Origin of the sequence: Acinetobacter sp. ANC 4779, assembly GCF_004331055.1 — a bacterium.
Classification (GTDB): domain Bacteria; phylum Pseudomonadota; class Gammaproteobacteria; order Pseudomonadales; family Moraxellaceae; genus Acinetobacter.
On record NZ_SJNU01000001.1, the window covers coordinates 35,711 to 59,255 of the forward strand.

At 40.7% G+C, this 23,545-nt stretch carries 12 protein-coding genes, 1 tRNA gene and 1 pseudogene; 4 read left to right on the top strand and 10 right to left on the bottom strand.

Going from position 1 to position 23,545, the window contains the following annotated elements; translation table 11 throughout:
* Positions 1-240 precede the first annotated feature (240 nt).
* Both E0H80_RS17095 and E0H80_RS00170 read left to right on the top strand, forming a co-directional pair.
* Positions 241-543: pseudogene (locus E0H80_RS17095) on the top strand (BapA/Bap/LapF family prefix-like domain-containing protein); the annotation flags it as partial.
* Positions 544-579: 36 nt separating this feature from the next.
* The gene (locus E0H80_RS00170) at positions 580-3,522 is read left to right on the top strand and encodes a SwmB domain-containing protein (RefSeq protein WP_228259920.1); all 2,943 of its coding nucleotides are present in this window, start codon (positions 580-582) and stop codon (positions 3,520-3,522) included.
* A gap of 363 nt (positions 3,523-3,885) precedes the next feature.
* Here E0H80_RS00170 and E0H80_RS00175 read toward each other — a convergent pair whose 3' ends face one another.
* The 8 genes from E0H80_RS00175 to E0H80_RS00210 all read right to left on the bottom strand — a co-directional run bounded on the left by E0H80_RS00175 (position 3,886) and on the right by E0H80_RS00210 (position 12,308).
* The gene (locus E0H80_RS00175; RefSeq protein ID WP_131362137.1) at positions 3,886-5,076 is read right to left on the bottom strand and encodes an HlyD family type I secretion periplasmic adaptor subunit; all 1,191 of its coding nucleotides are present in this window, start codon (positions 5,074-5,076) and stop codon (positions 3,886-3,888) included.
* Positions 5,073-7,211, bottom strand: a complete 2,139-nt coding sequence (locus E0H80_RS00180) for a type I secretion system permease/ATPase (protein WP_131362139.1) — start codon at positions 7,209-7,211, stop codon at positions 5,073-5,075. Before E0H80_RS00180 ends, E0H80_RS00175 begins: the two co-directional genes overlap by 4 nt.
* On the bottom strand, positions 7,208-8,695 hold the full coding sequence (locus E0H80_RS00185; protein WP_416224565.1) for a TolC family outer membrane protein: 1,488 nt from the start codon (positions 8,693-8,695) through the stop codon (positions 7,208-7,210). The genes E0H80_RS00180 and E0H80_RS00185 overlap by 4 nt, the downstream gene beginning before the upstream one ends.
* A 206-nt stretch (positions 8,696-8,901) precedes the next feature.
* A complete protein-coding gene (gene lptB / locus E0H80_RS00190; protein WP_067865445.1) occupies positions 8,902-9,648 on the bottom strand; it encodes an LPS export ABC transporter ATP-binding protein in 747 nt (248 codons plus the stop codon).
* Complete coding sequence (gene lptA, locus E0H80_RS00195) at positions 9,648-10,214, bottom strand: lipopolysaccharide transport periplasmic protein LptA (RefSeq protein WP_131362141.1); 567 nt, start codon at positions 10,212-10,214, stop codon at positions 9,648-9,650. The genes lptB and lptA overlap by 1 nt, the downstream gene beginning before the upstream one ends.
* Positions 10,198-10,746 (bottom strand): LPS export ABC transporter periplasmic protein LptC, encoded by a 549-nt coding sequence (lptC, locus tag E0H80_RS00200; RefSeq protein WP_131362143.1) that lies wholly within the window; start codon positions 10,744-10,746, stop codon positions 10,198-10,200. The genes lptA and lptC overlap by 17 nt, the downstream gene beginning before the upstream one ends.
* A 41-nt stretch (positions 10,747-10,787) precedes the next feature.
* Positions 10,788-11,327: a KdsC family phosphatase gene (locus E0H80_RS00205; protein ID WP_067865433.1), complete on the bottom strand. Its 540-nt coding sequence runs from the start codon at positions 11,325-11,327 to the stop codon at positions 10,788-10,790.
* 3 nt (positions 11,328-11,330) lie between these two features.
* Complete coding sequence (locus E0H80_RS00210; RefSeq protein ID WP_131362145.1) at positions 11,331-12,308, bottom strand: KpsF/GutQ family sugar-phosphate isomerase; 978 nt, start codon at positions 12,306-12,308, stop codon at positions 11,331-11,333.
* 213 nt (positions 12,309-12,521) lie between these two features.
* Here E0H80_RS00210 and cysS point away from each other — a divergent pair, with 213 nt between their 5' ends.
* Together cysS and E0H80_RS00220 are read left to right on the top strand one after the other, a co-directional pair.
* A complete protein-coding gene (gene cysS, locus E0H80_RS00215) occupies positions 12,522-13,943 on the top strand; it encodes a cysteine--tRNA ligase (RefSeq protein ID WP_131362147.1) in 1,422 nt (473 codons plus the stop codon).
* Positions 13,944-14,005: 62 nt separating this feature from the next.
* Positions 14,006-14,081, top strand: a tRNA-Gly gene (locus tag E0H80_RS00220).
* Positions 14,082-14,204: 123 nt separating this feature from the next.
* Here the strand turns inward: E0H80_RS00220 and E0H80_RS00225 are convergent.
* Both E0H80_RS00225 and E0H80_RS16690 read right to left on the bottom strand, forming a co-directional pair.
* Positions 14,205-15,290, bottom strand: coding sequence for a glycosyltransferase (locus E0H80_RS00225; protein ID WP_131362149.1), 1,086 nt, complete (start codon positions 15,288-15,290; stop codon positions 14,205-14,207).
* Between the two features lie 93 nt (positions 15,291-15,383).
* Positions 15,384-22,685 (bottom strand): BapA/Bap/LapF family prefix-like domain-containing protein, encoded by a 7,302-nt coding sequence (locus E0H80_RS16690; RefSeq protein WP_213073392.1) that lies wholly within the window; start codon positions 22,683-22,685, stop codon positions 15,384-15,386.
* Positions 22,686-23,545 lie beyond the last annotated feature (860 nt).

Below are 23,545 nucleotides of genomic sequence, written 5' to 3' on the forward strand. Positions count from 1 at the left end.
TTATAATCAATTTACCAAACTGTGCATCACAAAGTACACCCTATATTATTTAAGGGATTAAAAAATTAATTGTTTTAAATTCATTTAATTATAATTTTGTAGTTTTTAATTAATAATTTGTTAGAAATTTAAAACTATTTATAAGCTCTCTTTTCTCGATTCCCAATCTTAAATTTTAATGTTATTTAAATTTGATTAATTTTTAGAAATAAATAATTTATAAAAGGCGGGAGATTCGATATGGCTACAATTAAAATACTGTCTGTAAAAAATGGAGAAGTTATTCAGAATATTGATAATAATATTGTGAAACTAACACAAAATTCAGTTATTCAGATCAGTGCTGATATTGATGAAGTAACAACAATTACTCGTCAAGGGAATTCTGCTGTTATTCGCCTCAAAAATGGTGAAAGCATTATTATTGAAAACTATTTCGACTATCCGGTGAATGCTAATCGAATTGTTTTTGAGAACGAAGGAAAATTATACTGGGCAGAGTTTACTGATCAAAATGGCGAAATGCTAGACACTATAATTTATCATCCACTCACAGAAGGTACTGTCGAAAGCGCAAATATGGCTGCCGGAATTCTACCGTGGTTGGGTGGAGCTTTAGCGATTGGGGCTATAGCTGCTGCTGCAGGTTCAGGAGGTTCTTCTAGTGGTGATTCCGGTTCGGGAAGTCAAGACACTACCCCACCAAAATTAACCGATATAATTGTTAATGAAAATGGTCAGTTGGAATTAAGCTTTAATGAGAATATAAATGGTTCAAATCCCCGTGCTGAGGATTTTACTGTAATCGTGGATGGAGAAGAAATTCCAGTCACTAACATTATCGTAGAGGGCGATAAGATTACATTGGTGACTGAACCAGAAATTCGCGATGGTCAAGAAGTAACTGTTGATTATCAAGATAGTACGCCTGGTAATGATCAAGGTATCAAAGATTCAGACGGTAATATACTGGAGGATTTCGATTCTGCTGAAGTAGGCGGTGTAAAAAATCCAGATACGACCTCTCCTATACTGATCAATGCCGAAGTCAATGAGAACGGCAATATTGAACTCAGTTTTAATGAAGCCCTGGATGCAGACAATCTGCCGCCTGTTGGCAGCCTGGTGGTGACGGTCGGTACGGCACCAGACCTGACCGCGGTCAATGTGATCGATATTATTGCAGATGGAAATACCCTCACCCTGATCACGGATCCGGTGATTAGCGCAGGTCAGAACGTCAATGTGGTCTATACCGACCCAAGCGTTGAAAACGATCTTGATGCTATTCAGGATACTGCCGGTAATGATGCAGCAGGCTTTAATACCGCTGATCTGCCGAATGGTGTGGTGAATAATTCTGATCAGCCCACCTCAGATACTCTGGGACCTACACTACTGAGTGCCGAAGTCAATGAGAACGGCAATATTGAACTCAGTTTTAATGAAGCCCTGGATGCAGACAATCTGCCGCCTGCAGGCAGTCTGGTGGTGACGGTCGGTACGGCACCAGACCTGACCGCGGTCAATGTGATCGATATTATTGCAGATGGAAATACCCTCACCCTGATCACGGATCCGGTGATTAGCGCAGGTCAGAACGTCAATGTGGTCTATACCGACCCAAGCGTTGAAAACGATCTCGATGCTATTCAGGATACTGCCGGTAATGATGCAGCAGGCTTTAATACCGCTGACCTGCCGAATGGTGTGGTGAATAATCCGGAACTACTATTGAGTTTAGCCAATGATGAGATTTCTGCCTTACTCGTTAACAAGACTATTGATACAGCTACACCACTTGCGACAATAGATGAACAAGATTTGATTAGTGTTCTTCCTGGAGATTCAAAAATAGCAGTAATGAATTTCACTATTGATAGTGGTACACAAGATGTTGTGATTGCTGTACAGCAAGATAATTTAGTGGACTTAGCTAGTGCTTTTACTTTCGTAGTGCGAAATACGACGACTGGTGAAGAGTTTCAGGTGGCAGCAGCAGATACAAGTCAAGGAGGATTAGTTGCTGGTGCACTAGGATTAGAATTATTAGGGGGAGTTGCAGATGCTCAAGGGCTGAGATTGGACATTAGTGACTTGCCTGCAGGCAATTATGAAGTTTCTATCTATGGTGACTCTTCACAACTGGCAGATATTTTAACAAGTATAGATTTAGCAAACTTAGGTGATAATACAGTCAATGAGGTGGTATCAAATACGATACTAGGTTTACTGGAAACTACATTAACAGGCCCGAATGTTGACCCTCGTGGACTATTAGAGCAATTAACACTCAGCCAGTTGTTAAGTTTAACTACTGATGTACCAGCCCTAGGCACCTTGACCGGAGCTGTTAGTACTCTTCTCGCCCCTGTACTCAATAATCCATTACTAGGTGATTTAAATAATACATCTGTAGGCGACATAATTGCAGGTAAGGCAGGAGGGTTACTAGGGGTACTAATAAATACACTTGGACTAGGTACAGTCCTGAATAGTCTAGTAAATGGAATTTTAGATGGTGTAGATGGTACAGGCCAAGCATTATTCGATAATTTAGTAGAACCATTAGTTAGCGATATCTTGTTAGATACTGTACTCGAAGGTTCCGGCCTGGAAACGGGGCTGAATACCTTGTTAGGTTCAATAAATACTTTACTCAATACTCTGGGATTAGGTAACGTTTTACCAACTGTCGATGGATTATTGGATCTTGTGGCTCAAGAAATTCTGAGTAATCCATTAACTATATTAGGTGGAACAACCGCCGAAGTATATGTTGTGAATGGAGAAACGTACAGTGCAACAGGAAATATTCAGGAAAGCTCAGAAGATGGTACTCAAGCCGATAACTGGGGTGATGGTGTATTAACTGCAGTAAATGGCGTGCCAGTAACTTTCAATTCAACTGATGCAGATGGCAAGTTCACTCTTATTCAGGGGAGCTATGGAGTCCTTAAACTCTATGATGATGGTAACTTTATTTATAATTCTGATAGTTTAAATGGACAAGGAACTCCAATCAGTGAGGTATTTAACTATACCGTAACGCGCAATGCTGGACAGACGAATGAGGAAACAGCTTCAGCAGACTTGACTATCAACATTGATACTGTAAATCAAATCATTAACTATGCCGATGACCCAACAGATAACCTGTTACAAGGCGGTATAGGTAATGACATTCTGACAGGTGGTGCTGGAGCAGATACTGCAATCTATTATTTACTGGATAATACTGATACGACTGGTGGCAATGGTACAGATACTTGGACTGACTTTAATGCTGCTGAAGGTGACATGATTGATGTTTCAGCTTTACTGAGTGATCAGACTGTAAATGCATCGAATCTTGGCAATTATATAACACTCGAACAGCGTGGCAACGATACGGTAGTAACGATCGATCGTGATGGTTCGGTAACGGACATAAGCTATGCGCCAAAAGAGCTAATTATTTTGCAAAATACAAACAGTGCAAGTTTAGTCCTTGATGATTTGATTAAATATAATCAAATTTGACTAGCCAGATAAGAAAATGTTTTTCGAAATATTTTCTTATAAAATCCAATAGTAAAGATAAAAAATCCCGCTTTAAGCGGGATTTTTTATCTTAGGCAAATATTTACTACGTCTAAAACCAAGTCGATGCAATCACCCGCATAATGATGATTACCAGTAAAATTTTGATAATCTTCGTTTGTTCTTCAGGTTGAAAGTTAGCTTTGTTCAAAGAATTTGGAGTGCAAAATACTCTCTCAGTCCCGAGCTAAATTAATTACTTATACCCTTCCTCTGCTCATCCAAGCAATAAAAAAACCTCCTGTAAAAGAAGGTTTTTAACTTAAGGTTCTCAGTTTTTAACTTAAGGTTCTCAGTTTTTAATCAACGTTCACGCAAGGCTTCTTGCGCTTTATTGAAAGGTTTAAGCAGATAATCCAGGACTGATTTCTGGCCGGTTTTAATATCCACTGTAGCCACCATACCGGGGGTAATACTGAATTGCTTACCCGATTTATTGGTCAGTTTATCAGTATTGGTTCGAATATAAACCCGGTAATAAAACTGGTCCTGCTTCACTTCATCCCGTATGGTATCTGGTGAAATGGTGGTGACCTTGCCTTTTAATCCGCCATAAATAGAATAGTCATAAGCCGTGACTTTAACCAAAGCTTCCTGCCCAGGATGAATAAATGCAATATCTCGTGGTGAAATTCGCGCTTCAATTAATAATTTTTCATCTAACGGAACAATAGTCATCAGCTTGCCATTTTGTGGAATGACTCCACCAATGGTCATGACATCAATTTCCTTGACGATCCCACGCATTGGCGCTTTGAATACTGTACGGCTTAAGGTATCTGACTTTCCTCTCACCACTTGTTGCTGTGTTTCTACATCAGTATTGGCTTTGGATAATTCTTCACGTGACTTCACATAATACTGGTTGCGAATATCATTCATCTGATTACGCAGATTATTGGCTTCACGTTTCAGACGTAAAACCTCCACTTCACTTGCAGCACCTTTAGCCACCAGCGGTTCGGTCATGCTCAGTTCCTGTTCAATCAAACTTAATGCCTGACGCAGACCGGCTATGGATTCATCCAGATTGGCACGGCGTGAATTATAAAGTGCGGTTTCTTCTTGCACCAGTTTACTGTCTTTTAAAACTTCCTTAGGAAAAGAAAGCGGTGTTCCGTTCACTTCTGCTCTCAAACGTGCTGAAGTGGCGCGTGAGGACATCAACAAGGAAGCGGATTCACCAACATTGGATTCAAGTCGAGTCGGATCGAGCTGAGCCAGGATTTGCCCCTGCTTGACAATTTCACCCTCACGAACATTTAACTTGGTTAAAATACCGCCTTCAAGTGACTGAATAATCTGCTCTTTTGAAGAAGGCACAACTTTACCGGTTCCGGTAGATACTTCCTCAAGCTTAAAAAACCACGCCCATAGCAATAAGGTGATTAATCCCAAACAGATAATCCAGATAAATACACTGGCTTTGGGTAAAGGCGGTTCCAGCTCAGTAACTTTGATGGTACTTTTCAGGTTCTGTGATTTAGTGCTCATGAATTAGCTCCTGCAACCTGATGTTGCTGTGGCTGATTTTGATTGAGAATCTGATCACGAGGTCCATCCATCACAATCTTGCCATCATTCACCACAATAATTCTGTCCACCAGTTCCAGTACTGCACGGCGATGCGTCGCAACAATCAGGGTGCGTTGACCGAGCCATAATTTCAAATGATCAATCAGTTGTTTTTCTGATACATCATCAATCGATGCTGTGGGTTCATCCAGCAGCAGAATATTTGGCTGGCGAATCAGTAAACGTGCCAGTAACAGTGCCTGTTTCTGGCCACCAGAAAAACCAACACCGCCTTCAAGAATCAGATGATCCAAGCCTTCTTTTTTCTCCTGCACAAAATGAATTGCACCGGTAATTTTCAAGGCATTCAGTATTTCTTCATCACTGGCCAAAGGTGCACCAAGCGTCAGGTTCTCGCGCACCGAACCAAAGAATAAATGTGCATTCTGGTTCAGTAAGCCCATATCACGGCGTACATCCGAAGGATCGATTAAACTCAGCTCAACACCGTCAAGTTTGATTTTGCCCTGAACCGGAGTTTGCATGCCTGACAACAATTGCAGTAGGGTCGACTTACCTGCACCATTACGCCCAAGAATCGCAATTTTTTCGCCCGGTCTGATTTCGAGAGTTGGAATCATCAGGCTTGGTTTTGGATCATCTTCACCATACTTAAAGGTCATGCTGGTTAATTCATAATGACCATTTAGTGCCGGACGATGAATCAGATGGGCATGGTCCGGCTGATCCACCGGTTTCTTCATTAACTCATCCAGTCCATTTTTAGCCACTTTGGCTTGCTGCCAGCGACCCAGTACACCAGTGATTTGTGCAATTGGCCCAAGCATGCGTGAAGACAACATCGAACAAGCCACTAAAGCACCCGTGGTCATATCGCCTTTCATCACCGCAAAGCAACCCACAAGCACCACAATTGCAAAGGTCAAACCCTGAATTTTCTGGGTCCAGGCATTCATCACCCCCACAATCTTGCGTTGACGCATTGAAACATCTGCCGATGATTCATTCATGTGATTCCACTGATTCTGGAATCGGGCTTCTGCACGCAAAAGCTTGATATCTTCAATCCCTTGTACTGCTTCAACCAGCATGGCATTGCGGATTGCACCTTCACGCATTCCTTCACTGGCCAGTTTAGCCAAAGGTTTTTGTGCCAAAATTCCAGGCAGGATCATTAAAGGCACCACTAGAAGCATCACCCAAAACAGGTTGCCACCAATCAGCCAGAAAATCCCCAAAAATAGCAGAAAGAAAGGTAAATCGGCAATGGCTGATATTGTGGTTGAGGTCACCAGTTCACGTACGCCCTCAAGCTCACGAATCTGTGAAATAAAGGTCCCGGTGGATTTTGATCGCTCACTGTTTTTTATTCTTAAAGCATGACCAAAAACCCGGTCTGAAATTCTTAAATCTGCACGTTTACCAATAATGTCAGACAGATAAATTCGTGCGACCCGTAAACTGAATTCGAAAATTGCCGCAATCAGTACACCACCGGCCAGTACCCATAAAGTGGGAACAGATTGGGCCGGAATTACCCGGTCATAGACATTCATGGAAAAAACAATAGTCGCCAAGGCCAAAATGTTGGCAATCATGGAGGCAAACATCACATCGATATAACGTTTCCAGTCACGTAATACAATTGACCAGAACCAGCTGCTTTCATAAGGTTTGATGTATTCATCCACCCGCGCATCTGGTACGGATTTTTCAGGTCGAAGAATATAGACCTGACGAATATTGGATTGCAGCACATCCAGGGTTAAAGTCTGTGCAAGACCTTGATCACCACTCAGCTGGATATTTGCATTACCTTCAGCATCAACTTTTTCAACAACACCAACCTGACCATCATTAAATTCCACCACAACAGGTAACCGCCATGGATTGATTAAATCTTTACTAAATGCAGACTTACGCAAACTCATGCCGATCTGGCGCGTCATCAGTGTCATGATGTCATCGACATTGTGGTTGGAATTCCAGTCAAGCTGTAAACGAATACGTTCTTCAGATGGTTCTATACGGTAATGTTTGGCAATCGTGAGTACAGCTTGAAGCCACGGTTGATAATTATTTTTATTATTCATGGCTGAATCTCAAACCCTTGGATTGGAATATTATTAAGATCATAGAGATCACGAGAACGTCCTGTAACAGTAATGTATCGCACAATTGCGTCATAAATGTCATAACGTGTATTTTCGATTTCTTGAGCTGCACTGTGAATGGACTGTTCTGCATTGAGCAAATCAACCGCTGAACGTGTCCCGAGTTTATATTGCTCCTGATACAGCTCTCGGGTACGAATGGTGGTTTCCTTACGCGCAATCAAAATGCTCATTAGACCTTGCTTATTTTCGATTTCTTCACGTAATAGCCGGATTTCATCTAGCACATCCAGATAAACTGAATTAACTTTTGCTTTTGCCGCTTCTTCGGCATAACTGGCAGCACGGGTCTGGGATGCTTTTGCCCCTCCCTGATACAGATTACTGCTCGCTTCCAGCATGATGGAATTATACATCCCTTCATCTTTATTATTATTGGGATTACGTCCATTCAAGGCCTGACTAAGTGAACCTTTAACACTCAGAGTTGGATAGTTACTTAATTTTGATTGTTGTTTTTGAAATTTGGCAACCTGTACCTCTGCCTGTGCCGCAATCATACTGGGAATTTTGTTAAATTCAGGCTCACCGTATAAGTCGGAATCCCTCACCACACGCTCTGGAATAGCCCACTCCTGTCCTGTCACATCCACACCCAATAATGTGCGCAATTTCTGTTGAAATTTTTTCAGCTGGGTTTGCTGTACCACTAAATTGGCCTGTGCAGCTTCTAAATTTGCACGTGCCTGAACGGGGTCGGCCTGGGTACTAATCCCCGCCTTTGCTCTTAAATTTGTAATTTCAGCAATGCGTGAAATGCCGTTAATCTGCTGCTGTGCGATTTGGGTGATTTCCTGATAACGCTTAATATTCACGATCGCATTGACAGTTTCATAAGCTACATTGTCTATGCTCAGCAAAACATTGGCCTGTTCAGCGCTAAGCTTTGCATGTTGAATATCCACCCCACTTTTTACCTTGCCAAAATCGTAGAGCATTTGGGTGGCACTCAGACTGATGAGCTGGCGCCCACGTTCACCCGAACTTAAGTCTCCGGTCGATAATCCACCTGAAAGCTGTGGATAATACCCGGCTTTAGCAACATCAATGTAAGCCCCCTGTCCAGCTAAAACTGAAACACTCTGTGAAACATCAGGACTACGCTGCAATGCCCGAAGAATGGTTTCATTGAAACTTAATTGGCTAACAGGCTGATACATGGGTTGATTTTTAGAAAAAGCATCTGTCTGATCAGAACGCTGTATTACAGGTAATTCCTGAACTTTTGAGGTATCTAATTGAAAGTTACTAAGGCTTTGAATATCAGCTTTATTATAGTTTTCATCGGACTTAGGAACAAAAATTTGGCTCATTCCCGATTTAACCGTTTCTAAAAACTCTTTGGAATGGGTTGCATGTGTATAACTTGTATTTAACGGCATAAAACATATTAGACATTGCATGCTTCTCAAAAATACATTTTGCCGAAAAATTACTTTACTTTGATTGTTTAACATCATTGAAGGGACAATTATACTTTATGAATATTTTAGCGTATTTAGTAAAAAATACGCTTGTTTTTGTATATTAATTGTCATTTTTATAGGTATAAATTTAGGATGATCTAGTCAATTTTTAAATGAAAAATCACCCTTTTTAAAAATTATCATTAAACGGTGAAATCATCGCCTAAATACACTTGGCGCACTGTTTCATTTTCCAGTACTTCTTGCGGTGTTCCTTCTGCAATTACTGCCCCTTCACTGACAATATAAGCACGCTCACAAATTGCTAAAGTCTCTCGTACATTATGGTCGGTAATCAGCACCCCAATCCCACGATCTTTTAAATTTCGAATAATGTCTTTGATATCACCTACAGAAATAGGATCTACCCCGGCAAAAGGTTCATCGAGTAACATAAACTTAGGGTCCGCAGCCAGAGCACGAGCAATTTCGGCACGACGACGTTCCCCCCCCGAAACACTCATCCCTAAAGAATCTTTAATATGGGTGATTTTAAAATCGGCCAGCAATTCACTTAAACGCTGTTGACGTTGCTGTTTGTTCAAATCCTTACGGGTTTCAAGAATCGCCATAATATTTTCAGAAATAGTCATTTTTCTAAAAATAGAAGCTTCTTGAGGTAAATAACCAATCCCTTTACGGGCACGTTCATGCATGGCCAAATCGGATAAATCAAGATCATCCAAATAAATCTCGCCTTTATCCATACGGACTAAACCCACCACCATGTAGAAACTCGTGGTTTTACCTGCACCATTTGGTCCAAGTAATCCGACAATCTGCCCACTTTGCATCTGAAAAGAAACGTCCTTAACCACCCATCTTTTACTATAATTTTTTGCAAGATGTTTAATACAAAGCGTTTGTGGTTGGTTTGGCGATTGTTCCATTAATCACGTGCTCCCGGGAATGATTTTGAACTAGAAGGTGGAATTACGATTTGAACACGGCCTGAAGATGAACCCGTATTATTTGGCGTACCGGTAGCCTCAATATCACCTTTATTCATACTATATTTCAAAGTATTGCCACGAATACTTGCGCCACCTTGCTCTAATAAGGCATTGCCCGACAAGGTAATAATGCCAGTTTGAGCATTATAGAGAATTTTTTGTGCCTGCCCTTTGGCCAAGCCCTTATTGACATCTACTTTTTGCTGAAAACGCGCAGGACCACCTGTTGCAGTAATCGTGCTGATTTCTTTTTGACTATTCAGGTTGGCAATAATTGAATTGGCCTGCAATTTCATTGTGCCTTGTTCGATGATGACATTACCAGTATAGGTCGTCACACCCGTTTTTTCATTATAGGTTGCCCGATCAGCCACTAAGGAGATGGGCTGACTTCGGTCAGAAGGAATTGCAAATACCGTTGCCGATGAGAATACAACCAAACCGACTAAAGCTGCTTGCCGAAGCAAGGTTTTAGAAAATGTAAGCTTAAGATTTTGGTTCATATTTTCCTCGAATATTAAAAAATTCGTATTGACCGTTATTAAAATTGGCTTTCAGACCTTGGCTTACAAATTCAGCTTGCGGAGATTGCACAATGACTTGTTTATTGGTTTCAATTTCACGAGTTTTAGGATAGCCGGTTAACTCTGTAGTTCGAAACTGCAGTTTGCCCTGTTGGATCAACTTTACCGCCAACACATCTCCAGACAAAACCACGCGCTCATTATCATCATAACCATTTGCGACTTTGGCATAAAAAGTGGCATCTACAGCACCCTTTGTATACATGGACGCATTCAAATTGGTGAGTCTTGAGGTTCTTTTTTGCATGTCCTGCTCAAGACGATCGACCTTAGCGCGGACAGACAAATTACCGTCATCATCGGTTTGAGTGAGATTAATTTTTTCAGCGGAATAGGTCATACTTCTGGCTGAATCAGCCTCAAGTTTATTGCCCTTACCGCTGTAATAGTAGTAACCACCACTTATAGCTGCAATGGCTATAGCAGTTACGTATAAAACTTTTGTATCCATAAGTGTGGTACTTAACTCAAATGAAATGAATTATTTAACTATTAATGTGGGATAGATGTATATTTTTCAAGAAGCGTTTGGTAAGCCCCTTTGGCCATCAAAATCATATCGCAGATTTCACGTACGGCACCGCGTCCACCCATTGCCTGAGTCACCAGGTCGGCACGACGACGGACTTCGACATGACCATTCGGCACAGTCACTTTCATACCTGCAATGGCAAATGCAGAAAGATCAGGCCAATCATCACCCATATATAAACAGTCTTCTGGAGCAACATTCAGTTGCGCACATGCTTCACGTAATGCAGTACCTTTATCTTCACGGCCTTGAAAAACCAGGTCTACACCTAAATCAGACATACGCTTTTCTACAATATTGCTTTTACGTCCTGTAATGATAATGACTTTGACACCTGCCTGCTGTACAAGTTTCATACCTAGGCCATCACGAATATCGAATGATTTAATTTCATCACCAGAATTAGTCAATGTCACAAAACCATCACTTAAAATACCGTCGACATCCAGAACCAAAGCTTCAATATGACGCGCCTGTTCCAATAAAATATAAGATGCCATTTGTTAATTTACCCCAGCTTGAATCAGGTCATGCATGCTAATCACACCAATGACTTGATTTACATCATTTACCACAACAAATTGATTGATTTTCTTTTCATTCATTCGCTCTAAAGCTTCAACTGCCCGTGCTTCTTGCGAAATGGTTAAAGGATTTTTGATCATCACTTCAGATACGACCAGGTTCACATCAAAACCTTGTTGCTTATCTATTAAACGACGTAAATCACCATCGGTAAAAATACCAAGTAGAACATCATTTTGATCTACAATTGTGGTTAAACCTAGGCGTTTGTTTGAAATTTCGTATAAAACCTGATTCATTGGTGTATCTGGAGATACTTTGGGTAATTCTGCACCGGTATGCATCAAGTGTTTGACATGTAACAACAGACGTTTACCCAATGCACCCGCCGGATGCGACATGGCAAAATCGTCTGCAGTAAAACCGCGTGCATCAAGCAAAGCAACAGCCAGCGCGTCACCCAAGGCTAGAGTTGCCGTAGTACTTGAAGTGGGTGCCAAACCCAGTGGACAAGCTTCCTGAATATTACCCAAGGTTAAAGCGACATCTGCATTTTGCGGCATTGGCCCTTTGGTATCACCACTGATGGTGATTAACGGAATTTCCAAACGTTTGATCAACGGCATCAGCATCATAATTTCATCGCTCTTGCCCGAGTTCGAAATCGCGATCAGCACATCACCCGGCACCAGCATGCCTAAATCGCCATGCCCTGCTTCACCTGGATGCATAAAGAATGAGGGAGTACCAGTAGACGCAAAGGTTGCCGCCATTTTACGACCAATATGACCCGATTTGCCCATACCGGTAATGACTAATCGTCCTCGGCAGTGCAAAATAATTTCACATGCATGGCTAAAACGATCATCAATTTGCGTCGCCAATATTTCTAGCGCTTGTTCTTCTATACGCAAAGTTTCTAATGCGACTTTTTGGAAGTCTATTTGATTTGGCATATTTGGTGGGTTCAAAGTAGGTTTACCTTAACGCTATAAAGCGTTGACTCTAATCAAGCAAAAATAATTTTCGCAATTTTATCATATCTACGCAAATGACACGTTTCTAAATGTATAACTTTTCACACGCATATAAAAAAAGCGTATAAAACTTTATGAAAAAAAATGCTTAGGTTAAGATGAGCCATCTTATATTTAGCCTTTTGAAGACCTATGCAACCTTTTGTTCTATATAACTCAGAGCAACGTAAAAAAGTAGAATTTGTTCCGCGTGTGGAGGGACATATCGATATGTATGTTTGCGGTATGACCGTCTATGACTACTGTCATATTGGGCATGCTCGAGTCATGGTTGCATTTGACTACATTATTCGCTTCTTGCGCAGTCAAGGCTGGAAGGTAAAATATGTTCGTAATATTACCGACATTGACGACAAAATTATTAAACGCGCCAATGAAAATGGCGAAAGCATTACTGCATTAACAGATCGTTTTATTCAAGCGATGAATGACGATGCTGAAAATTTGGGTTGCTTAGCCCCAGATCAAGCCCCACGTGCGACTGACTATATTGATCAGATGCAAAATATGATCGGTAATCTGGTGAATAACGGCACGGCTTATCCTTCAAAGAATGGCGATGTGTATTTTCAGGTGGAAAAATTTGCCAAATACGGTCGTTTATCTGGCCGTAAACTGGAAGATATGCAAGCTGGCGCTTCTGATCGTGTCGATGTTGAAGTTCAGAAAAAACATCCGTTCGATTTTGTGCTTTGGAAACATGCCAAAGAAAATGAACCGTCATGGGCTTCACCATGGGGCAATGGTCGTCCAGGTTGGCATATTGAATGTTCAGCCATGTCGACTTGCTGTTTAGGCAATCATTTTGATATTCATGGTGGGGGTTCAGACTTGACTTTCCCGCATCATGAAAATGAAATTGCACAATCAGAAGCATCTACCGGTGAACAGTATGTGAATTACTGGATGCACGTTGGTTTCATTAATGTCGATGGCGAAAAAATGTCTAAGTCTTTAGGCAACTTCTTTACCATTCGTGACGTGATGGATAAGTTCCATCCTGAAGTGATTCGTTACTTTATTGTGTCATCACACTACCGTAGCCCGGTCAATTTTTCTGACTTTGCACTGAAAGAAGCAAAAAATACCCTTTCACGTTTTTATCATTCATTTAAAGCGTATCAAGCGGTGTATGGCGAAAAAACTGTTGAAAGCTTAGATGATGTTCTGGTTGAGCGTTTTAATGCGGCAATGCGTGATGACTTCAATACCTCAGAAGCGATTGCAGTATTGTTTGAAATCAATAAAGAACTGAATCGTGCAGTGAAAGATGAAAACCAACAACAGGCAACTGTTTACTATTCAACTTTACGTCATCTCACTAACATTCTTGGATTGGTTCAGCACAATGTCGATGATTTCTTAAAATCTGATATCGGTCAGGAAGCTTTAGGCTTAACAGCAGAACAAATTGAAGATTTGATCCAACAACGTGTGAATGCAAAAAAAGCCAAAGAATTTGCCAAAGCCGATGAAATTCGCCAGGCCTTGCTTGATCAGGGCGTAGTTTTGGAAGATACCCGTCAAGGTACAGTATGGCGTCGTGCTGATTAATTGCGCATTTGTAATTATAGAGAGTTGACAGTTTCATTAAATTCTCTATAATGCAGACCATTGCGGGAATAGCTCAGTTGGTAGAGCATAACCTTGCCAAGGTTGGGGTCGGGAGTTCGAGTCTCCTTTCCCGCTCCAGAATACGAAAAGCCCTGATTATTGATCAGGGCTTTTTTTATTGCTTTAAATATTTGATCAGTTCATTTTGCAAAAATGACATCTGATTTTTAAATGATAAATCTAAAGCTCGATATAATGAAATTAGGCGTAGTACTTCAGATTCGAGCTTATTCTTTTTGCTTCAGAACGTGGGAATTTTTGCTCTTGCAAAAGTTTTAATATCGCTTGTTTACCCTGTTCTTTATAAACTTGACAGTAGGATGCTGAAACACTCAGTTCATCTAATGCTCGCCACTCATAGACACTTGCATCAACAAATAACTTGTCATTAGACATACCGATTTGTATTGCTTGTTGGGCATAATAACTGGCCAAATCATATTTATTTAAAGAACGGTAAAAGCGGGCTAACTCATATAAAGGTTCGGCACGATTCTGTCTGGCTATCCACGCTTGTAAATATTCTAGATAAATTTGTTCATGAGGAAGTTTTAAGCGTTCTGCCATTTGAGCGGCACGAAATTGAGCCATCCAACGTTCTTCTTCCCAACCTCCTGCACTGGCCCGTTTTAAAAAATACGTTCTACTTTTATCTAATAATCCTGCATCTCTATAACTTTGTGCCAAATAAAAAATATACCGCAAATTGTCTGGCTCATCTTGAATAGCCTGTTCCAATGTTGCGATATCTTTCAAATATGTATCTGCACTTTTTGCTCTGGCGCCATCATGCTGAATAAATATATTCAAACCTTCAAGCGTTTGCCATTGATGAGGATGAGGAGAATGTAAATACTCATGTAAAACCCCTTTCCATGACCAAGCTAAGCGTGTCGAGATCAAAGCATTTCGGCAATAACGTAAATTGTCATAGATACAATTAAAATAATATGCTGTACCCATTAAATTTGGCCAACTGAAACTAGATTCAGCCAATAAACTTTCATCTGCATCAATAAAAAGTAAATAATCTGCTTTGGGTAAAGCATCACTTAAAGCCAATTGCAAAGCTTCAGTACGGTTAAAACCAAAATTTTTCCATGGCCGTTCCAATAATTGTCCTGGTAAATCTTGCAAATAATTTTGAATTATCTCTTGTGTGCCGTCGGTCGAACCCGTATCAACAATCACCCAAGAATCAATCCAAGGCTTGACAGAAGCCAAACATCTTAAAATGACATGCGCTTCATTTTTTACAATCATATTTAGTCGAATATGATGCTTCATAACACCTACATCCTCAATTACAACTTAATGATAAAAAAGGTACTTTGCATCCAAAACCGCAAAGTACCTTTTCGATTTATTAGACAGTCATCCTTAGAATATAATTTGATTGTTATCTAATAGAGCCTGCAATTGACTCTCTGGCATACCACCTAGGGATATTGCATCGACACCTGTCAAAATCAACAGGTCTGATTTGGTGGTAAATTCCGTACCCGCACCATCTCGGTCAAGAGTGATAACAGCATCTCCATCCGCATTTGTTTTGACAGAAATATAACTTCCAATATTAGTTGCAGTTTGCAGACCATCAAGTAAGGCCGATACATCAATCTTGTCTGCTGCTGAACCCACTGCAAAATCAGTCCAAGTGTCAGTTCCATTACCGCCTGTGGCATCTAGATTATCTAGAAGTTCATAGAGCGCTGTGTCATTACCCAGTCCACCGGTGAGTGTGTCATTGCCTGATCCTCCAATCAGCAAGTCATAACCTGCGCCACCATTGAGAATGTCATCTCCATCGCCACCACGTAATAGATCATTACCTGAGCCACCTGATAACGTGTCATTTCCGTCATAGCCATATAAGCGAATACCGTCTGTTGCCGTAGCTTGATTTATGGCATCTATACCGGTCGTACCCTCAAAGATGAAGTCGTCACCATTGCTGAAACTATCGACCAAGTTAACATCAATTAAGCTACCGCCACTTGCTGTTGAGAATGCCCCCTGACTATCAATAGCTGTCATTGAAACCGAGTCAAGTACGTTAGCTGTCAATAAATTACCTGTGAGTAAAGTTCCATCTTCCGCTCTCATTTCAACAGCAGCCAACAATTCATTAATGGCTAAATTACTGATCGTCCCACCATCTAGAGCAGTAATAATTAACGTATTGCTATAACCCAAGAGGTTGAGTAAACCACCATCTGTGACTGAGGAAACTTTCAAACCAAGCTCGGCTGCTAGTTCAGCACTAACTGTAAAGTAAGCACGTGTTAAGCCAAGATTGATTACCGGTTGATAAACCAATTCTACTCGTTGCAAGTTGTTATTTACATCGACCACCGAATAAGCTTGACGGCTTAGATCAAGTAGACCAAGTGCATCCACACCGATTAAACCTAAGAGAGTAGATACTTCCAGACTAATCTCTGGGGCTACGTTATTTGGATCGAAGTCTGGTTGATATGTATTGGCATCTTCTAAACTGCCTACAGTTAAATCAACCTTATGGGTAACAGTATCTCCATCGCCATCTTTAAGCTCAATATCGATATTCAGCTGATTATCAGTTTTATCATAAGTAGCGCTATCCAGCGTTTGCTCACCAATGACCAACTTACCCGATTTAAGTAAATAAGAAATGAGTTCTTCTTGAGTGGCAAACTGTCCAACAAAGCCAGTCAAACCATTAAGCTCAATAATCTGATCGATTTCTGTTAGGAGATTACCAGTACTGCTGATTGAAATAACAGTTTTACCTCCATCATCATCAAATTTTACATATTGACCGATATTGCCTGAATTCGTTCCAACACGAGCCGCATTTGGTAATACACTTGCGAAATCAAGTACATCACCGCCTTGAGCCACCGATCGAATATCAAAGTCTGTGATGGTATCTCGTGCAGGTGTAGCTATAGTGCCTTGATCTCCAGATTCCCACTTGAAGACATCACGCCCTGAGCCCCCGGTAAGATCGTCATTGCCTTTACCACCTATAATGATGTCATTACCTGCACCAGCATTAATCGTGTCATTCCCTGTTCCTCCACGAATAATGTCAGCAAAGTTACTGCCTGTAATGTTATCGTTGCCGTCTAAACCAAATATTTGTACCGATTGTGCTGCGTTGGTTTGATTAAGGTTAGAACCATCATCTTTAATCACTGTTGTCGTCGATTGCATTCCACCAGAAATCAAACCTAATTGAATCGTCAAATCTTGAGACTCTATAGGACTTCCACCATCTTGATCAAAAGCTTGTAACTCCAAGGATGTTAACAAATTCAAATTTGAGCCGAGTAAATCCAACAAACCACCGCCACTATCCGTGGCTTTAACAGTTCCTAATAATTGATTTATAGCTAAAGAATCAACAACACCATTAGGAGTCAACGATTCGATGACTAAGCTTGCTTTAAAATTATTATTATAATCACCCGCGACAGTTGTTACTTTTAAACCAAGCTCTGTTTCAAGTTGAGCATCATAATCTAGGACTAATTTGCCATTTAATACTTTATTTAATAAATCAGTCAATGGTTTAACGATTGGTGCTAATAATCCAGCAATCAAACTATTTGGATTTGTAATTAACTCCCTGACTAAACCTGTAACGCCTAAGCCTTCCAAAACGTTAGCAAGTAAAGGTCCCACAATAAGAACAGCCCTTAAGCTAGCAACCACACTGTTTAATTGTGCTGAGACTAATCCATCTAATGCTGAAGCCAAATTTGATGTTTCATATCCAACATTCACTTTCGTCAAGTTTTCATTAGCATCTGAAACAGAGAAGGTCTGTGTTTGTGAAAGATCAATCACACCCAATGCATCCGCATTGATAATACCACCACCAAGTAAACCGCCAGCCCCTACAATCTTTGCCTCTGGTGCCTCATTAACTGCAAGACCTTGGCCAGTCACCTCGACCGTATAATTTCCAGTGTCCAGATTCACTGTAACCGTTTCACCACGAGCTGTGGTGACAACTAAGGATGTACCTGAACTATCTGTCACAGTATTTGAAGCTACAACCATAGAACGACTAAAACTGCTAGGCGGTATTACTGTCGTGCCATCATAAGTAAAATTGACCCCTTCAATAGTCACTTTACTTACATGTGCTCCGTCTGCATCACCACCAAAGGTTTGAACTGCTGAACCACGATAAGTTTGCGGTATGCTGATATTTAGAGTTTCTGAACCTTGTGTTATTGGTTGCGTTAAATTTGCAGTGTTATCTGGCGCAGCACTAGGAACACCATCAATAATGTCCAGTTTCAGTACATCATGTGCGAGACCGCCATCTAGAACAGGTATCGTAATCGTAATTTTGTCTGCACCCGTTAAACTATGGTCAAGACTTTGATTCTGAACGATGCTGTAATCACCATTATTATTGATACTAATACTGAGAACGATATCAGCACCTGCCTTTGCCACAAATGGATCTGCTAAAGTTCCTGTTCCACTCCACACCAGAGCGACACCACCAGCAGTCAATGGAACTGATACACCATTTCCATCAACTGCCGTTACTGGAGCTATAGAATTGTCCATCCCTAGATTCGTACCTGTTTTAACAGTACTACCCGTGACTGCTGGATTTAGATTGACTCCTGCAAGTACAGAATCATTGAGTACTGCTGGAATGTTTAGAGTATAGGCTGCATCATCGACTATCGGCACTGATGTATTACCTATAGCATCTGTAAATACTGCCTCTACATTTACGCTACCCGCACCATCTGCAAACTGGATACCTGGAACATCAACTGTCCACGTACCTGTCGTTGTATCTACAATAGCTAAATAATCTGTCCCATTTACTGTGACTGTGATATTCGTTGTTACAGCATCAAGAGGAATAGTCACTGTACCTGTTACAGTAATGTCTGTACTTGCTTCACTTGCATCAACAACATCATTGCCCGCAATTGGAGTATCAATCGACACTAAACCACCTGTAGGTGCAGCCGTATCAATTTCAAAACTTAATGATGGGGATTGAGACGAAACGTTCCCGCTATTGTCTGATACTGTATAAGTAATTACATAATTACCATCTATCCAGTTTGTTGCAGGTGTATAACTCCATTTACCATCAGCTTGGACTATGATTGGTGTTCCAGTTCCAACCAGAGGTGTACCGTTGAGATAAAGGGTAATGATTTCTCCTTCAACTCGGCCTTCACCCGTAATTTCTGGACGGTTATCATTGGTTACTGAATTATTAGCAATATTCCCAATATTTAATGGAACATCATCTATAGCATTTGGAGCTGTCGGAGCTATTGGTAGCAATGTATCGACTATGATTGAGTCTGATATACGATCTACATTACCCCACTCATCTGTTGCGCTAATATCAATTGGGTTTTGACCTTCTCGTACAGCTACATTGACATTTAAACTGCCAGAACTCACTTCTGATGCATTCAGAATATATTTGTCACCATTTACGACAACAATATCTCCAGATTTAGCATCAGCACCTAATGTAACTTTAAGAGGTGTATAGTTTTTACCATTTATTTCTATGGCATTAAGTGCACCATCAGTATTAATATCATTAGTAAAAACAATAGATTCCACTATGTTGCGTGGTGCTCCGTCAATTTGAATATCCTTCGATGCCTTATCTAATACATCAGCACCTGTTTTTATTTCAACTTCCAGAGTTTCCTTCTGTCCTTGAATTACCGAAACATCAATGAAATCTACATATCCATTTGTAATATCTGTTGCTATCACGGTATGAGAAGTTTTACCTGCTAAAGTAACAACGTCTCCTACAAGAACATCTGCACCGAGCTGAACACGTACATCTATTGTGCCACCAGCTGCAATAAGCTCGCTATTATCAATAATGTTATTTCCGTTAGTATCACTAACGACATTTACATCACCGATATATTTACCGTCTAACACTTCAAAGAATTTGAAGTCAATGTCTGTTTGTCCTTCAGGATTGAAAGCATCTACCCGAATGAAATTCAATCCATCGAGAACAGCTACAGGTACAATCAGCGTGTGGGTAGTTATATGGGTCGAATCTAATATATAAATAGCACCATTCACAACAAGGCTATCGCCTTCTTTCGCATCGGCTCCCAAAGTAATAGTGATTTCGTTCGGTAAATCTAGAAGCTCTCGCTGACTCAATTTACCATTTAGATCTGTATCATAATTTAAAGTAATCGATGTAATTAAATCTGCTGAACCGCTAACGCCTGTTGCGCCATCCGTACCGTCAGTACCATTGGCTCCCGTAGATCCTGTAGCACCTGTTGCGCCTGTTGCACCATTATTACCTGTTGCTCCAGTGGCACCCGTTGCACCATTAGTACCGTCAGTACCATTGGCTCCCGTAGATCCTGTAGCACCTGTTACTCCAGCAGATCCTGTGGCTCCAGTAGCGCCATCTGCGCCTTTGAGATAATCGACCAGATCCGTCACCGTCGCATCTGCTGGCAATTCACCCGCTTCAATCAACAGTTCCAGCGCTGATTTGCCGTCTGCTCCGGTCGCGCCATCTGCACCTTTGAGATAATCAATCAGATCCGTCACCGTCGCATCTGCCGGCAATTCACCCGCTTCAATCAACAGTTCTAAGGCTGATTTACCGTCTGCTCCGGTAGCGCCATCTGCACCTTTGAGATAAGTGACCAGATCCGTCACCGTCGCATCTGCCGGCAATTCACCCGCTTCAATCAACAGTTCTAAGGCTGATTTACCGTCTGCTCCGATGGCACCATCTGTACCTTTGAGATAAGTGACCAGATCCGTAACCGTCGCACCTGCTGGCAATTCACCCGCTTCGATCAACAGTTCCAAGGCTGATTTGCCGTCTGCTCCAGTAGCGCCATCTACACCTTTGAGATAATCGACCAGATCCGTCACCGTCGCATCTGCCGGCAATTCACCCGCTTCAATCAACAGTTCTAAGGCTGATTTACCGTCTGCTCCGGTAGCGCCATCTGCACCTTTAAGGTATTCAATTAGATTATTAATGGTTGCGTCTGGAGGTAATTGTCCCGAATCGATTAGTAATTCTAAAAGAGACTTACCATCCGTACCATCATTACCAGTGGCTCCCGTAGATCCTGTAGCTCCGGTATCACCTGTTGCGCCTATTGCACCATCATTACCTGTAGCTCCAGTGGCACCCGTTGCACCATCCGTACCGTCAGTACCATTGGCTCCCGTACTGCCCGTGGCTCCCGTAGATCCTGTTGCTCCGGTCGCGCCATCTGCGCCTTTGAGATAATCGACCAGATCCGTCACCGTCGCATCTGCTGGCAATTCACCCGCTTCAATCAACAGTTCCAGCGCTGATTTGCCGTCTGCTCCGATCGCACCATCTGTACCTTTGAGATAATCGACCAGATCCGTCACCGTCGCATCTGCTGGCAATTCACCCGCTTCAATCAACAGTTCTAAGGCTGATTTACCGTCTGCTCCGATCGCACCATCTGTACCTTTGAGATAAGTGACCAGATCCGTAACCGTCGCACCTGCTGGCAATTCACCCGCTTCAATCAACAGTTCTAAGGCTGATTTACCGTCTGCTCCGGTCGCACCATCTGCACCTTTGAGATAAGTGACCAGATCCGTCACCGTCGCATCTGCCGGCAATTCACCCGCTTCAATCAACAGTTCTAAGGCTGATTTACCGTCTGCTCCGATCGCACCATCTACACCTTTGAGATAAGTGACCAGATCCGTAACCGTCGCACCTGCTGGCAATTCACCCGCTTCGATCAACAGTTCCAAGGCTGATTTGCCGTCTGCTCCGGTCGCGCCATCTGTGCCTTTAAGATAAGTGACCAGATCCGTCACCGTCGCACCTGCCGGCAATTCACCCGCTTCGATCAACAGTTCCAAGGCTGATTTGCCGTCTGCTCCGGTCGCGCCATCTGTGCCTTTAAGATAAGTGACCAGATCCGTCACCGTCGCACCTGCCGGCAATTCACCCGCTTCAATCAACAGTTCCAAGGCTGATTTGCCGTCTGCTCCGGTCGCGCCATCTGTGCCTTTAAGGTATTCAATTAAATTATTAATGGTTGCGTCTGGAGGTAATTGTCCCGAATCGATTAGTAATTCTAAAAGAGACTTACCATCCGTACCATCATTACCATTGGCTCCAGTACTGCCCGTGGCTCCCGTAGATCCTGTTGCACCTGTTACTCCAGCAGATCCTGTTGCGCCATCATTACCTGTTGCTCCAGTGGCACCCGTTGCACCATCCATACCGTTATTACCGTTCGAACCTTTAGCTACTGCAGCAATAATACCTGCTCCACCAAGTAAAGCCGCCGCTACAGGCCAAATTGATATACCTTCAGATGCTTCTGAATTTGCATATAGTAAAGGTTCAATTTTATCTATCGTGTTATAACTAAGATTCTCAAAATCAAATAAAAACATTTCTGATTGCTCATTTCTAAAAACCAATGAACTTTCTTCATTATTAAAATTATCAATTATTATTTTTTCACCATTTTTTAAAGTAACAACCACTTTATTATTTAAATAATCAATTTTTTCTATGTTATCAACATTCACATCCACTAAAACAACAGAACTCTCAGTTAGTTCAATATTTTGTGAATATTTTTTTAATAAATTATTATTACCATTCGATTTTGAAATAACTTGAATCTGCATAAAAATCCTAAAACCAACCATAATTGTCTGGATTAATTAAACGTTTATTTTTTTTATTTTTCAAGCTAATAAATATAAATATGTACTTATTTTATTATTTATGTGAAACATCTAATATTTTTAATATTAATAAATTGTCTTCAATTAATTCTAAATAATTATTTTTTAATAACCAGTTAAATAATTATAAATCAATTAAATCATATACTTATATTATTTTCAAAGTAACTATTAATATAATATAAAAATTTATATTTAATATTTTTAAATTAAATACTCATATAATATAAAAAGTTATGTTTAATTTTTTCTAATTAACTATTCATATAATATAAAAATTTATTTTTGTTTTTTTCAAATTAACCCTTAATATAATATAAAGATTTAAAATAATAACTTTAGATTTACTCATTATTCTATCAAGAAAATCCACACAATAAAGCTGCTCATATTAACAACACATTAAACACTAAATAACAATTCCAGCTAAAGTATTTGGAAATAAATTAATTATATTAAATATATTTATTATCGACTCATTAACCAGAGTAAATCTCATAAAACCATGCCTGAAATAACAGATTTTTTAATGGAAGAAAATACGCCTGCTAAAATATATGGGTTAAGCTAAGACTAAAAATATCTAAATTAAGTAGTAAAAAAATACACTAAATTACTGATCAAAATATCACCCAGAATTATCATTTATGAACGTGCCGATGAATTAGATATTAATTTAACTGAGGTAAATTCTCATAAGTACACAGGGTTTTAAAAAGCATTTATTGACAATATTGCTCAAGATATTTTAACTTTAAGCCCCATTTCTGTACTTGTTATAAAACATGCCAAATCATAAT